Below are 15,551 nucleotides of genomic sequence, written 5' to 3'. Positions count from 1 at the left end.
ATGAAGCGCAAGACAGTCTTTGGCTCGATCGCGGCGATTGCCGCGGCGGGTGTTATCGCGGGCATCAGCGTGGTGTGGCCGGGCCTTGATGCCCAAGACGCGCCGCCGGCCGAAACCGCTGTCTGGGCGTTGCAAACCGGTGACGGACACCGCTACGCCCGAGTGAATACCGCCGTCGGCGAGCTTGACACCGTGCGCCGTGTGACGAACCCTTCGTCGATCGCGCAAGCCAGTGGTTCCGCCTTCGTCTTCGCCGACGGCAAGGTCGCGCGCATTGACGAAGCCATGCCCGCAAACCTCGACGAAGAGGCGCTTGCGCAGGCGGGAATGATGCCGCCGGGCACTCAGGATGCCTTCACTTCGGGGCCATGGGTGGCCTACCGCACCGACGCCGGCGAGGTGCTCGCGGGTACCCTGTCGACGGGAATCGTCGAAGAGGTCTCGCCCTACGTTGGCCAGGAGGAGACCCCGTCGCCGACGCCGTCCGCCACCACCGATAGCGCGACCGATGAGGCAGATGCTGAGGCAGATGCCGAGGCAGAAGAAGACGGCCCCGAGTACAAGGCAGACGCGATCGCGCTGAACGAAGAGGGTCTGATCTTCTCGTATTCGCGCACCGACTCGGCCGTGCTCACCTTCGACGCTGATGAGCGCGAAGTCGTGTCGATTGACCCGGTCGAAGACGCGGGTGAGACGCCGTTGCTGACCGCCGTCGGCTCTGACTGGTTCTTGTATAACCCCGAGACCGACGAGGTGTTCCGCTCTGGCGGCAGCACTCTCACGGTTGAAACTCTCGGCGACGCGGTGCTGTCGCGCTCCATGCTCACCGGAACCACCGCCTACATCGCAGACCAGGGCGGACTCATCAGCCTGCCGGTTGAAGAGGGCGACGCCGAGCGTGTTGTCGGTGGCGCTGATCGTGATCTTGGCGTGCCCGCTCGCCCGGTGGAGCGGGATGGCGTTGTCTATGCCGCGTGGCTGGGGCTTGACTCCGGAACGCTGTGGCAGTCGGGCGAGGGCGAGATCACGCTCGACTACAACGGTGCAACGCTTGACGAACAGCGCCGCCCGACGTTCCTGTCCAGCGCCGACGCGATGATTCTTAACGAGACTCGCAAGGGGTGGGTCTGGACCGTGCCAGACGGCGCGCTCATTGAGTCCAGCCAAGACTGGTCGCTCGGCGCCGACGACGCGCAGAACACCGTAGAAAGCGACGAGCAGGCAACGGTTGTCGTTGATCCGAAGCCGCCCGTCGCCGTGAACGACTCGTTCGGTGTGCGCGCCGCAACGTTGACCGCGCTGCCGATCATTCTCAACGACCACGACCCCAACGAAGACGTGTTGAGCGTTGATCCGTCGAGCATCGTGCAACCCGATCCATCGTTCGGCACGGTCTCGCTGACCGATGATGGCGGGCGTCTCGTCGTCAAGACCACGGCCGAAGCGAGTGGCAGCGCGACCGTCAGCTACCGTCTCACCGACGGCACAGCCGCCGACGGCCTGTACTCCAACGTCGCAACCGTCACGCTGAACATCGTCGATGACGAGGTCAACGCCGCTCCCGAGTTCTGCGGTGTCGAGGAGTGCCTTGCCACGTGGGCGGAACCAGAGGTTGCGCCCGGCGGCACGGTCGCCGTTCCGGTGCTGAACGGTTGGGTTGACCCCGAGGGCGACCCGCTGCTGGTGCTCGCCGTCAACAACCCTTCGGGTGTGGGTGCTGCGGCCATCACGCCCGCGGGTGAGGTGGTTTACCAGCACCACGATTCGTCGTCGGCTGAGACCGTTGACGTTGACCTAGAGGTCATCGTTTCTGACACCCGCGGCGCGACCTCCTCGAAGATCATGACCGTGCGCGTGGCGCCATCGCCGAAGCTCATTGCCGAGTCGTTCACCACGATCGACACGTTCGGGTACGACATTTCTGTCGACGTCGCACGCCACGTAACCGGAACCGTCGGCAAGCTCGCCCTCACCGACGTGCGCGTGATGGACAGCGACACCGCCACCGTCAGCACCTCCACGAGCGGTACCGGTTTCGACTTCACAGCCCCCGAGCCCGGCACCTACCGCGTCTCGTACACCGTGACAGACGGGCAAACCACGGCCAGCGCAACCGCACGCATCACGATGCTGCCGCCCGACGCCCCCGCACAGCTCGCATCCGCGCCCGTCGTTGCCTTCGTGCGCGCTCAAGAAGACACCACCGTCGACGTGTTCGCCGCCGTCTCCAACCCCACCCGTCGCGTGCTGTTGCTCAACGATGTCGTTGGGGAGCCGGCCCTCGGCTCTCGCCTCCAGGTCGACACCGTCGCGCAGCACTATCTGCGCGTCTCCGGAACCACCGCCTCGGGTGAAGCGGGAATGCTCGGTAAGGTCACGTACACGGTTGGTGACGGTACCGAAGACATCGGCGCCAGCATTCAGGGCGAGGCGACCGTCTTCTTGCTGCCCCCGGCCGTTGACGTCGCCCCCATCGCGGTGGATGACGCCGTGGTGGTACGCGCCGGCTCCCAAATCGACATTCCGGTGATGGAAAACGATGTGGCAGCCGCGGGCGCCGGCATCTCGCTTGACCCGGGCAGCACGACGTCATCGACCGATGCCGCGCTCGCTTTTGCCTCGGGATCACACATTCGCTACCTGGCACCAAAGCAGCCGGGCACGTATGGCATCACCTACACCGTCTACAGCACCGGATCGCCCTCGCTGGCCGATACGGCAACGGTGACGGTCACGGTATTGAGCGATGACCTCAACCGTGCGCCGCGACCCAAAATGCTTGAGGGCCGCGTGCTGGCAGGCTCCACCGTCACGATCCCGTTCGACACCTTTGGTGTCGACCCGGATGGCGACACCGTGATGCTCGCGAAGATTCTCACCCAGCCAGCGGCAGGCACCGCCTCCATTGCCGCCGATGGCGCGGGCATCACGTACACCAGTGCGCTGGGCAAGCCCGGTCAGTACTCCTTCACCTACAGCGTCGTTGATGCGGCAGGCGAGTCCAGCTCTGGCATCGCCCGCGTCGGCGTGCTCGATGACCGCGCCAACCCGAGCCCCATCACCTACACCGACTATGTGCAGGTGCAGGCGGGCGAGGCATCGCAGGTGTTCGTCAGCCCGCTGCAAAACGACCTCGATCCCACCGGCGGCACGATGACCGTCACCAACGTGATTCCGAACTTGGCGGAGAATCTCGAAGACGGCTCACCCAACCCGGAATACGACCGCTGGTCGTCGCAGATTTTGTCGCAGACCGATGGTTCGATCGAAATCGCTGCCGGCATCAACCCCGGCACGATGTCGTACATCTACAGCGTGGAGAGCGCGTCGGGCAACACCGGCCGCGGCCTCATCGTGGTCAAGGTGGTGCGCGAACAGGTGCCGTCGTACCCCGTGGTGTCAGACACCGTGCTCACCGCCGAAACGCGCGACAAGTTTCCCGAGGGCGTCGACGTTTTGACCGGCCGCGTCAACTGGGGCGGTGGCGACACCGGGAGCCTCGACGTCTCGCTGTGGGGCAAGCCGAGTGGCGTCTCCCTGTCGGGTCGTGAAATTCGCGGTGAGCTGCCCGAGAAGTCGCGCATCATCCCGTTTGCGGTGACCGGAACCACGAGCGACGGCACCGAAGTCACCACCTACGCGTTCTTGCGGGTTCCCGGTAAGAAAGACACCCCGCTGACCCTACGCGCGAGCGCAGCCGCGCAGGTGGTTGAAGAGGGCTCGTCCGTCTCGTTCAACATGGTTGACCTGGTCGGTGTGCCGCGAGATGCGACGCTCGAGGTCGACACGCAGGTTGCCGCCAGCGGCGCTCGTGCCGAGGGCGTTTGCCGGCTGACCGGCGGAACCACGGTGGAGTACACGGCGGGCAAGGGTGCGCCCTTCGCAGACTCCTGCACGGTTCCGGTGCGTCTTGAGGGCGATGACGACTGGACCTTCTTGTCGGTGCCGATCATCGTCACACCCCTTGCCCCGGTTCCGGAGTTGCGCCCTGGCGCGCTGACGGTGAGCCCCGGCGAGACAGCCACCTACGACCTCACCTCCATGACGGTGTGGCAGGGTGACAACGACAACGCCAATACGGTGTGGCAGATCGATGGCGTCTCCGCCGACTTTGTGATTCGTCAGTCCGGCTCGTCGGTGAGCGTCACGGCCGCAGACGCCGCCGTTCCCGGTCGCGAGTCTGCCGTGTTGGTGCTGATCACCAGTCACGAATCCGTGGCGCCCGCGCGCCTCGTGCTGCGCGTCGGTCCGGCTCCGGAGACCGCGCCGCGAGGCGGAACCACCTCGGTGCTGTGTTCGCAGGCCGAAGGTAACTCGTGCTCCGTAAACGTCGTCGGCGCTCCCGGTGAGGTGAACCCGCTGCCGCGCACCCCGCTCACACTGGTCAGTGTCTCGTCTTCGGCCGCGTGCACCGGCGTGACCTTCAGCGTCGCGTCGGCCACCTCGGTCACGGCAAGCTGGACCGGTGACGCACCCGGCGCCACGTGCCGCGCGACCTTCACTCTGCAAGATGCGCAGGGCCGTCTCACCAGCGGTGAGCGCAACGGCTCGGTGACCCTCGACCTGCAGGGTTACCCGCTGGCACCCGCGGCCATCACTCAGACCGGCTATGACGACGGCCAGGTGCAATTGCGAGTCGACCCAGGTGGAGCCCGCGCGGCATACCCCGCCATCAGCGGCTTCACGGTCACGTGGAACGGCGCGGTCGTTGCCTCGTGCGCCGCCGATGGTACGTGCCCGGTTATCGCCGCCCCCAACGGTGAGGCTCGTGTGTACGAGGTCGTTTCGGTGAACGCCGTCGGCTCATCGAAGACCTCGGTGTCGACGACCGCGTGGGCATACAACCCGCCGGACCGCCCCGCCACGTTCACGGCCACCGCCGTTCCGACGCAGGGCCAGGGGCACATGGTGCGCCTGGACTTCACCGGAGTTGACCCAGAAACCGGTCACCTCGAGGTCACGAGCCCGCAGGGTGACAAGGTGACGATTCCGGTCTCCGGCGGCGGAACCGTGTCGCTGGGAAGCTACCGCGTTGGCACCAACGAGTCTTCGCAAATCACGGCGAAGCCGTTCTCGCGCTTCCCGATTCCCGCAGGGCTCGCTGGTTCCACCTCGGGTGCCGAGATCACCACCAACGGCAACGGTATTGGCGCGCCGGTGAACCCCACCATCACGGCGAGCAGCACCGCGACGGCCAATGACACGGCAACCATCACGGCCGAGGTTTCGGCCCAGCCCAACGGTGCCCCCTCGAATGTCTGGTACGGCGTTTCGTGGACGAACCAACCCTGCGTACCGTCGCAAACCGCCCGCACCTTCAGCATCCCCAATCTGCAGGGCGGCGCCGAGTACACGGTTCAGATGTGTGCGCAGGCGCGCGTGGGAGACACCGTATTCGGAACCACCACCGCGTCGACGACGTTGGTCACGAAGCAGTCAACCGCGGCGCCCGTCGGATTCGAGTTCTATGTCGACTCACGCGGTGACATTCAAGATGATGATCACAGCGCGGTCTGGACGATCAAGAGCGAGCCGACGTCGTCGTCAGCGACCCCGTACCGCAACACGGTGCAGTTCTCCGGTTACCCGAGCAGCATCATCGGCGCCGACCCGAACATCGCGGTCTACTACCAGCACGAATCCACCGGCGCACGAACCGATGCGGCGCTGGCAACGCCGGCCGCTGGTTCCGCTCCCTACCAGGTCTCGGCGCGATGGGACATTACCTCCTGCGTCGGCGACACGACGCTGGGGTGGTCGTCGAGCTCGACCGACGGCAAGGCAACGACCGTCATCACGGGCCTCACGTTCTACGACGAAGACGGTCGCCGCATCCGCCCGACCCCCGCAGACAACATGGTGCCGCCCGATGCGCATTCGGTGCGAGTCGATCAGCAGACCAACTGGGATTCTGCCGGATGGGGTCTGGGGAGCGTCTCGAACTCGATCACCGCGAGCTGCACACCAGCGCCGGATCCGACACCGACCTCCACGGAACCGAGTCCATCCGGGTCGGCGAGCCCGCCGTCGACCGGAAACAACGCAGCCTCTGCCCCGTCGGCTGACGCACCCGTTTTCCCGACCGCGCGACAGAGTGCTCCCGCCGCGCTGCCGAGCGCGCCGAACGCGGCGGCGGCCGAACCGGTCGTGCCGGAGAGTGCCCCCACCGATGCGGTCAACGCTCCCGCGCCCGTGGTGCCTCCGGCGCCGCCGGCGGAGCCCGAACCGATCACGACAAGCGCGCCGGCCGATGCCGACACGATTGTGTCTGATGCCTCCAGCGGTCAGTCCTCGACCGGCGGGGCCTCCGCCAGCGTGATTGCACCCGACGAGTCTCCGCCAGAGCCTCCACCGCGCCCGTAGCTTGGCCCCCGTTTTCTGATCCACACAGCAAGGACAAACATGACCATCTCGCAAGAGCAGGCCACCTGGTTCGCCCAGTCGTTTGCGCAGCTCGGCGATAACGTCGAGCACGCCGTGCTCGGCAAGCGCCCCGTCATTGACCTCGTGCTCGTCGCGATGCTGAGCGAAGGGCACGTGCTTCTCGAAGACGTACCCGGAACCGGTAAGACGTCGCTGGCGCGCGCCCTGGCGCAGTCGGTGCAGGGCACGAACACGCGTATTCAGTTCACGCCTGACCTGCTGCCTGGCGACATCACGGGTATCACCGTGTACGACCAGAAGTCGGGCGAGTTTGAGTTTCACGCGGGGCCGATCTTCGCAAACATTGTGCTTGCCGATGAGATCAACCGTGCCAGCCCGAAGACGCAGGCGGCTCTTCTCGAGGTCATGGAGGAGAGCAACGTCACGGTCGATGGAATTTCCCGCGCCGTTGGTGTTCCGTTCCTCGTTATTGCGACCCAGAACCCCGTGGAGCAGGCGGGTACGTACCGTCTGCCTGAGGCGCAGCTGGACCGCTTCTTGATGAAGACGTCGCTGGGTTACCCCGACCACGCCTCTACGCTGCGCATTTTGGGCGGCGGTGCGATGGCCACGAAGCAGATCAACCCCGTGGTGACCCCGCAGACGCTGGTGTCGATGACGGATCTGGCTAAAGACATCTACGTCGATGCGCTGGTGCTCGACTACATCGCACGCGTGGTTGACGCGACGCGCTCGGCCGACCAGGTGCGCCTGGGTGTTTCGATTCGTGGTGCCCTCGCGCTGACCCGCGCAACGCGCGCCCGCGCTGCCTCACAGGGTCGCACCTATGCGACGCCGGACGATGTGAAGGCGCTCGTGATTCCCACGCTCGCGCACCGTCTCATCCTGCAGGCTGAGGCCGAATTCGACGGCGTGACCGCCGAAGCCGTGCTTGGTCAGGTGCTGCTGGAGGTGCCGCCGCCCACGCAGCGCGAAGCCGTATGACCAACGAACTCAGCGGATCCCACTCTCACTCCCGCACCTCCACGCACACTCGCACGAAGGTTCGCACCACCAAGCGAAGCCCCTTCGTGCGGTTCGTGCTGGGCGTCACCCGGTTCGGCCAGCGCGTTAGCGAGGTTTTCACCACCGCCCGTGATGAGGTCAGCCGTTCGGTAACCACCGCCGGCTGGCTGGTGCTTGCCGTGGCTCTCGGTGGCACGCTGTTTGGGTGGATCTTCGGGTGGGTCGAGTGGGTGATCGCGGGCGTCATCGCTCTCGTGCTGCTGGTGCTGAGTGTTCCGTTCTTGTTCGGGGCGCGCGCCTACGATGTTGCTCTCCACCTTGAGCATGAGCGTGTGGTGGCAGGCGGCAGCGTTCCGGGTCAGCTGACGGTGCGCAACCAGAGCACGCGAATCGCGCTGCCAGGCAAGCTTGATCTGCCGGTGGGTGATGGCTTGGTGGAGCTGGAGATTCCACTGCTTCGCGCGGAACATCACATGGTTCACGCGGTAGACATTCCCACCCCCAAGCGCGGCATCATCACGGTCGGCCCAGCAACCGCCGTGCGCACCGACCCCATTGGTCTGCTGCGCCGCGAGCACGAATGGGAAGACCGTCACCAGGTGTACGTGCACCCGCGAATCGTGAGCATGCCGTCGACGAGCGCGGGTCTCGTACGCGATCTGGAGGGCAACCCCACCACGCGCCTCGTCGATGCCGACATGTCATTTCACGCCATCCGCGAGTACATGCCGGGCGACTCCCGCCGCCAGGTGCACTGGAAGTCAACGGCCAAGACCGGCAAGCTCATGGTGCGCCAGTTTGAAGAGTCGCGCCGTTCGCGCATGGCGGTGGCCGTTTCTGTCGCGAAGAGCGACTACGCCACCGAAGAAGAGTACGAGATTGCGATCTCGCTCGCGGCCTCGTTGGGAGTGCAAGCGCTGCGCGACGGACGTGACCTCGATGTCGTCGCCGGTGCCGAAATTCCCCGCGTCGTCCGTGGCCGCCTGCGGGCAATTCGCCAGATCGGCGCCTTCACTCCGCGCGGACTCCTCGATGAGTTCTGCGCGGTCGACAGCCTTGATAACACTATGTCGCTCGAAGACGTGTGCGCCCTACAGGCCGAATCGAACACCGGTCTATCTGTCGCCTTCGTCATCTGCGGATCCCAGACCGGGCTCGAGCGGTTGCGGCGGGCGGCCCTTGCCTACGACGCGGCCACCGCGGTTATCGGCGTCGTGTGCGACGAATCCGCGCACCCCCGGGTGCGCCCGGTCAGCGGCCTCACCATCATGACCGTTGGTCTGCGTGAAGACATGCCCCAGCTGCTCAGTCGAGGAATGAAATCGTGACGAAGCAGAGCATTCTCGTCGGCTCCCTCTACGTGACCGCCATGGTGGCGCTCGCGGGCCTCGCCGCGTGGCCGATCTACGCGACACCCTGGTACATCGTGGTCGTCGCCGCCAGCGCGCTGGTGGGGGCAGGAATTGCGGTTCTCTCGCTGCTGGTGAAGTGGAACGGGTGGCTCATCACCCTGCTCCTGCTTGCCGCGTGCCTCGCGCTCGCCGTCACCCTCGCGGTTCCCGAGCACTGGGCGTCTGGCACCGTCATTCCCGACGGATTACGCGAATCGGCCCTGGGCTTCGTCACCGGCTTCAAAGACCTGGCCACCTCGCCCCTGCCCGTCGGCACCTACCGCAACCTGCTGGTTCCGGCGATCGCCGTCTTTGTCGTCGGAACCTTTGTTGCCGTTCGCTTTGCGTTCGTCAGTGGCCGACGCGCCGGGTTCACCGTCGTGGCGGTGGGCGTGATGCTCGCGTTCGGGCTGCTGTTTGGTCGTACCTCGGTTTCTGCCCCGCTCGCGATCGGCCCGTTCACCATCAATGCGCCCGTCGAAACAGCGATCGGCATCGCCAGCGTGCTGGGAAGCATGTGGTGGCTGGCGTGGCGTGCGCGCGATGAACGTCGGCGCGCGATCGCCCGCGCTGCGGCCGCCACCGGCATGCGCGGAGCGAAACAGAACACCGCAGCCCACGCACGTCGTACCGCGCTGGCGGCCACCATGGTCATCGTCGCGGTCGGCGCCGGTGCCGTGGCGACGCCATGGATGACGCAGTCGCACACGCGCGACGTGATTCGCTCGACGGTCGGCCCCGAGGTCGATATTGCGCAGGCCGAGACTCCGCTTGCCGGGTATCGCACCAATTTCACCAACGCCAATGTGTCGTCGGTGCTGTTCAGCTACACCACGACGGGTGAGGTGCCCAGCCGCATTCGCCTTGCCACCCTCGGCGCCTACGACGGCGAGTCGTATCGCGTCGATATTGACACCACGAACCTCTACCAGCGCGTGCCCTCCACGCTTGAAGGCGTGAGCGGAACCACGTCGACGGTGCGGTTCGAGATTGACGCGTTGCAGGGCATTTGGTTGCCAACCTTCGGTCAGTTGGAGAGCGTGCAGTTTCAGGGCGCCGATGGCCCCAGCCTTGCCGATGGGTTCTACTACAACGCCGCAGCGGGCACGGGCATCGTGACCGGCGGCGTGGGCGAGGGCGATTCGTATGTGATTACCGCGGCCGAGCCGGCGACGATGTCGCTCGTTGACGCGCGTTCGCCGGGTGCCAGTGCACAGGTCACTCCGCCGGAGAGCCTCATTACGTGGCTCGATGCGCAGGCCGTGCCCTCGACCGGTGCGGGGCTTGCCGAGGTCATCGACACGTTGCGCGCTCGCGGCTACCTGAGCCACGCGCTGCAGCTGCCGGAGGGTGAGACTGCCGAGTGGATGGCACTGATTCCTGACTATGCCGGGTTCCAGTCCAGCGCTGCCGGCCATTCGCTCGCGCGCATCGACGCGCTCTTCACGCAGTTGTTGGAGCACGAGTCGCAGGTTCAGGGCGATGAAGGTGCATCGATGGTTTCGGCCATCGGTGACGATGAGCAGTTTGCCGTTGCCACGGCGCTCATCGCCCAGCAGCTGGGATTTCCGGCGCGCGTTGTGATTGGTGTGCGCACCGCGAGCGACACGCTGCCGGCGTGCGACGGCGAGTGCCTCGCCTCCGACCTGTCGGTGTGGACCGAGGTGCAGGACGCATCGGGCGTGTGGATCGCGATTGACGTCACCCCGCAGCACACCGATGCCGTTGAGGTGGAGTCTCGCACGCAGCGCGACCCGGAGAACATTACCGACGTGCGCCCCGACGAGGTCACCGAGGTTGCCCCACCTGACCCCGAACAGCACGAGTCTGATGACTCGCCCCCGCAGCAGAACGACACCGTCGACACCGCTGTGGTCGGATCAGTGCTGCGCTGGGTGGGTGTTGGCGGTCTCGGGCTCATTCTGCTGCTCGCGCCCTTCCTCACCGTGTTGATTGCAAAGACGGCTCGCCGCCGCGAACGCGCCACCGCCGAAGACGGTGCCGGGCGGATCGCGGGCGGCTGGGAAGAGTACGTCGACACCGCCGTTGATGCCGGAATGGTTCCGCCGACGACCCACACACGCCATGAGCTTGCTGAGGAGTATGCGACGCCAGCCGGTGTGCTGCTGGCGGCGCAGGCCGACCACGCCCAATTCTCCAACACCGTCATCAGCGAGAATGAGTCGAATGAGTTTTGGGAGATCGTGATGGCCGAGCGTCGCGCGATCACTCAGAAAATGGGATGGTGGCGTCGGGTCCGTGCGGCCCTATCGTTGAAGTCATTCGTTCGTCAATTGACGAAGCCAGCTCGTCCAACACGGTCGCGTTCTGCGGAAAGGGGGAAGCGCTCGAGTTCTCGCGCGCAAAGCACCTCATGATGACCATCGACTATGGAGCCATCGTCACGATCTACCTCGTGACGCTGCTCATCGCGCTGGCACTGTACGTCTGGATCGCGCTGGCACTGTCGGCGATGTTCCGCAAGGCTGGCCAGCCGGCGAGCCGCGCGTGGATTCCGATTGCCAACATCTTTACGCTCGCGAAGATCAGCGGACGCCCGGAGTCGCCGTGGTTGCTGTTCGTGCCGCTCTACAACATTTACATCCTGTGGCTCATCGTCACCGCGGTGTCGAACCGGTTTGGTCGTTCGAACGGCTTCGGCTTTGTCGGGCTGTTCTTCTTCCCGATCTGGGCCTCCATTTTGGGATGGGGCTCGGCGCGCTGGATGGGCGTGCACCGCGAAAGCGCTGCTCCCGTTGATGGCGGGTACGCCTGGACCAACCCGCACCAAACCGACCCCGCGGCTACCGGCCACGACGCCGCCTACGGTGCGGATGCGGCAGCAAGCGCGTACGCGCAACAGTCGCAACAGTCGCAACAGTCGCACCTGTCGTGGCTCGATCAGAACCCGCCCGCTCCCGCGCAGAACACGTGGGATCCGTTCGCCCCGCTCGGCGTCTCCACGCCGCAGGCTGCTGACACCCGCGCGATTCCGACCGTTCCGCCGGCGCCACCGGCACCCTCGGCCTATGTTTCGGCGCCCCCCGCGCCGCCGATGCCGCAGGATGATGACCCGTGGGCGCCGCGCGCGACGCCACCGGTACCGCCGGCGCCGTCATCCGACAACCCGTTTGCCCCCGCAACGTCCGACGCGAGCGCGTTTGCTCCGCCGAGTTTTGCGGCCCCGCCCGTGCCGCCGCTGCCAGCGCCGCCCGTGGTTCCGGCCGACGCGAGCGCACTGCCGACTTCGCTGGGTAACCCCGGATCTACCCGCATGCGCGAAGACTCTGAGGTGGTGGCGCAAGCACGACGCGCTCAGGCGATGACTCCGCCGCCGCCGCTGCCGCCGCTTCCGGTTGCCGACGATTCGCCGGCGACGCCGATCGTGGTTCCGGGCGCGCGCAGCACGATTCCTGCACCGCCCGTGCCGCTCAGCGGCTCCGTACCCATCGTTGAGGGTGTGGCGTTTGAAGACTCGGAGTGGATGCAAAACAGCTTGAGCACCGGAATCGCGAATGTCGCGACGCCGGTGAGCGCGAGCAGCAGCGTCAGCACACTCGTTCCCGATTCGGCGGCGGGCGATGACCCGTGGGCGCCGCGACTGCGTCGCAGCGGGGCAGAAGACGAGCCGTCAGATAAGCAGAGCTGGGATTCTGCCGAGGTGTCGGCCGTGTCGGCGAGGTCGGCGATCGAATCTTCCGTCGAAGTTTCGGCCGTGGCGCCCGCCACGGAGGCGCCGCGCTCGGCCCTGGCTTCGGTTTCGGCGCAGCGTGCCGACGCCGGTGTTCCGTCGGACGAAGGCTTTGACGACCAGACCGTGGTGGCCTCCCGCCGTCGCGTGTACTGGAACCTCAACCTGCCCATCGGCACCAGCATCGCGCTCACCAGCGACTATGTGATTCTCGGCCGCAAGCCCGACGACGAACCTGCTTTCCCCTCCGCCCAGCTCATTTCTGTTGCCGACGGCACCCGCACCATTTCGAAGACGCACGCGGTACTCGCCATGGTCGATGGCGAGTGGACGATCACCGATCTCGGCTCGACCAACGGCGTCGTGCTGATCGATGAGGCAGGTGCAGAAAGCGAACTCACACCGCACGAGCCAGCTCGACTGACGACGCGCTTCTTGCTGGGTGACGCTGAACTGACCATTGAGGCGGCCAGCGAGTAAATGTCAGATTCTGTCGGCCCCCGCCGTCGCTCAACGCACCTGCCTGGCGACGCGACGCCCCCCGAGGCGGAGACGTTCGGCGACGACGTTGATGAGTCGACCGTGATGTCGAGCCGTCGCGGAACTGCCGCGGCTGACGCGGATGAAGTTGATGAGTCGACGGTGATGTCTAGTCGCCGCGGAACTGCCGCGTCTGAGCCGGATGAGGTTGATGAGTCCACGGTGATGTCGAGCCGTCGCGGAACTGTTGCGGCTGACGCGGATGAGTTTGATGAGTCGACCGTGATGTCGCGTCGCCGCGGAAAGCGCGCGGCGGCTGCTGCGACTCACGAGGTCGATGAGGCCGATGAGGCCCACGAGGCCTACGACGTCGATGAGTCGACCGTCATGTCGAGCCGTCGCTCCGCACCTGCACCTGACGCACCGGCGGCGCCTGACGCACCGACTGCAGCAGACGCACCCTCAGCGCCGCACGTCGCGCACTCCGAGCCAGAGGTTCCGCCCGCGCAAACGGTGGCCGAAGATCTCGAACCCACCGATCCGGGGCAGCGTCGCCAGTCGCACGAGGTCGATGAGGCCACCGCGATCAGCCCGCGTCGCCAGCGCACCGCGCCGCCGGTCGATGAGGCGACCGCCGTCAGCAAGCGCAAGAGCGGGCTCGAAGCGACAATTAAGTCGTTGCGCAAGCCGAAGATCAATCCGCCTGCCACGATCGAGACACTGTCGCTCGCGAGTCGTCGCACGACGCAGATTCTGGACGACGGCGGCCAGCCGGTTTCTCGCGAGGCCTTCACGCCAGAAGAGGCGATTCTTAAGGCTCCATATCGGCCGCGCAAACAGAGCGTCATCCCGGTGGTGCACCTTGACCGGCAGCTCGACACGCGGCCCCCGAAGCCGTTCGAAGAGAGCATGACGGCTCTCGCGCGCCAGCGTTCCGCGGCACGACGCCGCGTGCTGATGATGGCGCTTGTCGGGGGCGGAACCATGGTGCTGTCGGCGAGCGGAATTGTTGCTCTCCTGTTGCTGGGTTAGAGCCCACCCATTCACCGGAGTTCGGCGATTTTGGGGTGCTAGGGTTTTTCTGTTGGGCGAACAGGACGGTTCGGCATCGCAGAGCGCATGCGCGCCGCCGAAACCCGTCGCATCCGTCATCAGGGGAGGGGGCTCGGTGTTTTTTGTGAATCACACAGCGCGCGCTGAGCTACGCCCATGACGACGTTGATTCCCGACTCTGAGCAGCGCCGCATCGGTATTCGTGTCGGTGAGCATCGGCGCGACATCATCGCACCAGAGTCGATGCCGCTCATCGACGTGTTGCGAGCCAGCGGCGCCACGATACGCACCTCACAGCGCATCTATCGCGAGCGTTCCGGCGAATTCGTCGATCCGCGCAGTGTGCTTGGCGACCTCGACGACGGCGACATTGTTGCCATCGTTGACACCCGTGTCGGGGCACCCGTGCGGCGCACCCGTGGCGCCGATGATGCCACCGCGCAGAGCAACGCGATCTTCGCCTGGTGGTTGATGGCCATCGCGGGTCTCGTCGCCACCGCCATCTTCTTTGTCGCGCCAATGACGCAACCCACCGGCTGGCACTACCCGGTGTTTGTCGCGCTGGTCGGTGCCAGCGTCATCAGCGCCGTGTTCTACGTGCGCCGACGGCGCGTCGACACCGTTGCCCGCGGGGCGTTTGCGCTCGGACCCGCCGCGCTCCTGGCCGCATGGGCTGTGACCGTGTCGTCGCCCGCCGAATTCAGCCCGATCGTCACGCTCATCACCATCGCCGTGGTGCAGGCCATCTTCTTTTCGGTGATCGCTGTGCTCGCCCGCTACTCCGCGGAACGCGCGCAGCTGAGTTCGCTGGGTGCCGTGGCGGTTGGTGTCGCGCTGGTGCTTGCCGCCGTGCTCGTGCTGAATCTGCCGGGTGCGGTCGCGGCGTGCGTGATTTTGGGGGCGGCGCCGTTGCTGATGCGGGCGATTCCGACCACCATGATGCACGTTCCGCCAGGAATCTTTATCGATTTTGCCGAGCACCAGCAGTCCCGCTTTGCGGTGCGTGAGGTGATTCCCGCCGCCATCACCACCGTTGATGTGAAGCGCGTCACCGACCTCGTGATTCGTTCGTCGGCTCGCATGCAGGTCATCACGATGGCCGCGTGCGCGCTCATCGTGATGAGTGTGCCGGTGGTGGTGTTGCCGCTGGCAAGTGTGCCGCTTATCGAGTTCATCGGTCGGCTCGTGCTGATTGGCTGCGTCGTGCTGACGCTGGCCCTGGGCGCCCGCAAGTTTTCGTCTCGGGCGTTGAAGGCCGTGATGCGCGGCACCGCGTTTGTGGTCGCGTTGTTGACGATCGTTGTGGTGTTTGCGGGGCTGCCCGATGTGGCGCGCTGGAGCATTGCCATCGGGTGTCTGCTCGGATGCCTCGCAATTGCTGCGTCTGTCATCTTGCTGGCCCGAGGTGCTCGCAGCGTTTACTGGTCGCGATTTGCCGACATTGTGGAGGGGATGGCGCTGGTCTTCGCGCTTCCCGCCGCCTTCGTCGGCGCCGGTCTTATTCATGCCGTGCAGGGGGCGATGAACTAATGCAAGCTCAGGTGTGT

General features: G+C 65.9%; 7 protein-coding genes. All 7 read left to right on the top strand.

Going from position 1 to position 15,551, the window contains the following annotated elements; translation table 11 throughout:
* The 7 genes from FVP60_RS05095 to FVP60_RS12985 all read left to right on the top strand — a co-directional run bounded on the left by FVP60_RS05095 (position 1) and on the right by FVP60_RS12985 (position 15,534).
* Entirely contained in the window at positions 1 to 6,363 is a 6,363-nt protein-coding gene (locus FVP60_RS05095; protein WP_187240568.1) for an Ig-like domain-containing protein, read from the top strand.
* Between the two features lie 39 nt (positions 6,364 to 6,402).
* A complete protein-coding gene (locus tag FVP60_RS05090) occupies positions 6,403 to 7,368 on the top strand; it encodes an AAA family ATPase (RefSeq protein WP_147825142.1) in 966 nt (321 codons plus the stop codon).
* A complete protein-coding gene (locus FVP60_RS05085; protein WP_147825141.1) occupies positions 7,365 to 8,717 on the top strand; it encodes a DUF58 domain-containing protein in 1,353 nt (450 codons plus the stop codon). The genes FVP60_RS05090 and FVP60_RS05085 overlap by 4 nt, the downstream gene beginning before the upstream one ends.
* Positions 8,714 to 11,158 (top strand): transglutaminase-like domain-containing protein, encoded by a 2,445-nt coding sequence (locus tag FVP60_RS05080; RefSeq protein WP_147825140.1) that lies wholly within the window; start codon positions 8,714 to 8,716, stop codon positions 11,156 to 11,158. The genes FVP60_RS05085 and FVP60_RS05080 overlap by 4 nt, the downstream gene beginning before the upstream one ends.
* Positions 11,158 to 12,951, top strand: a complete 1,794-nt coding sequence (locus tag FVP60_RS05075; protein WP_187240567.1) for a DUF5684 domain-containing protein — start codon at positions 11,158 to 11,160, stop codon at positions 12,949 to 12,951. The genes FVP60_RS05080 and FVP60_RS05075 overlap by 1 nt, the downstream gene beginning before the upstream one ends.
* Positions 12,952 to 13,983 (top strand): hypothetical protein, encoded by a 1,032-nt coding sequence (locus tag FVP60_RS05070; RefSeq protein WP_147825138.1) that lies wholly within the window; start codon positions 12,952 to 12,954, stop codon positions 13,981 to 13,983.
* Between the two features lie 177 nt (positions 13,984 to 14,160).
* Positions 14,161 to 15,534 (top strand): hypothetical protein, encoded by a 1,374-nt coding sequence (locus FVP60_RS12985; protein ID WP_187240566.1) that lies wholly within the window; start codon positions 14,161 to 14,163, stop codon positions 15,532 to 15,534.
* Positions 15,535 to 15,551: the final 17 nt, after the last annotated feature.

The organism is Microbacterium mitrae (assembly GCF_008017445.1).
In the GTDB taxonomy this organism is placed as follows: Bacteria; Actinomycetota; Actinomycetes; order Actinomycetales; family Microbacteriaceae; genus Microbacterium; species Microbacterium mitrae.
The sequence above is the reverse complement of the archived record's forward strand: the minus strand, read 5'-3'. Positions and strand labels throughout refer to the sequence as shown.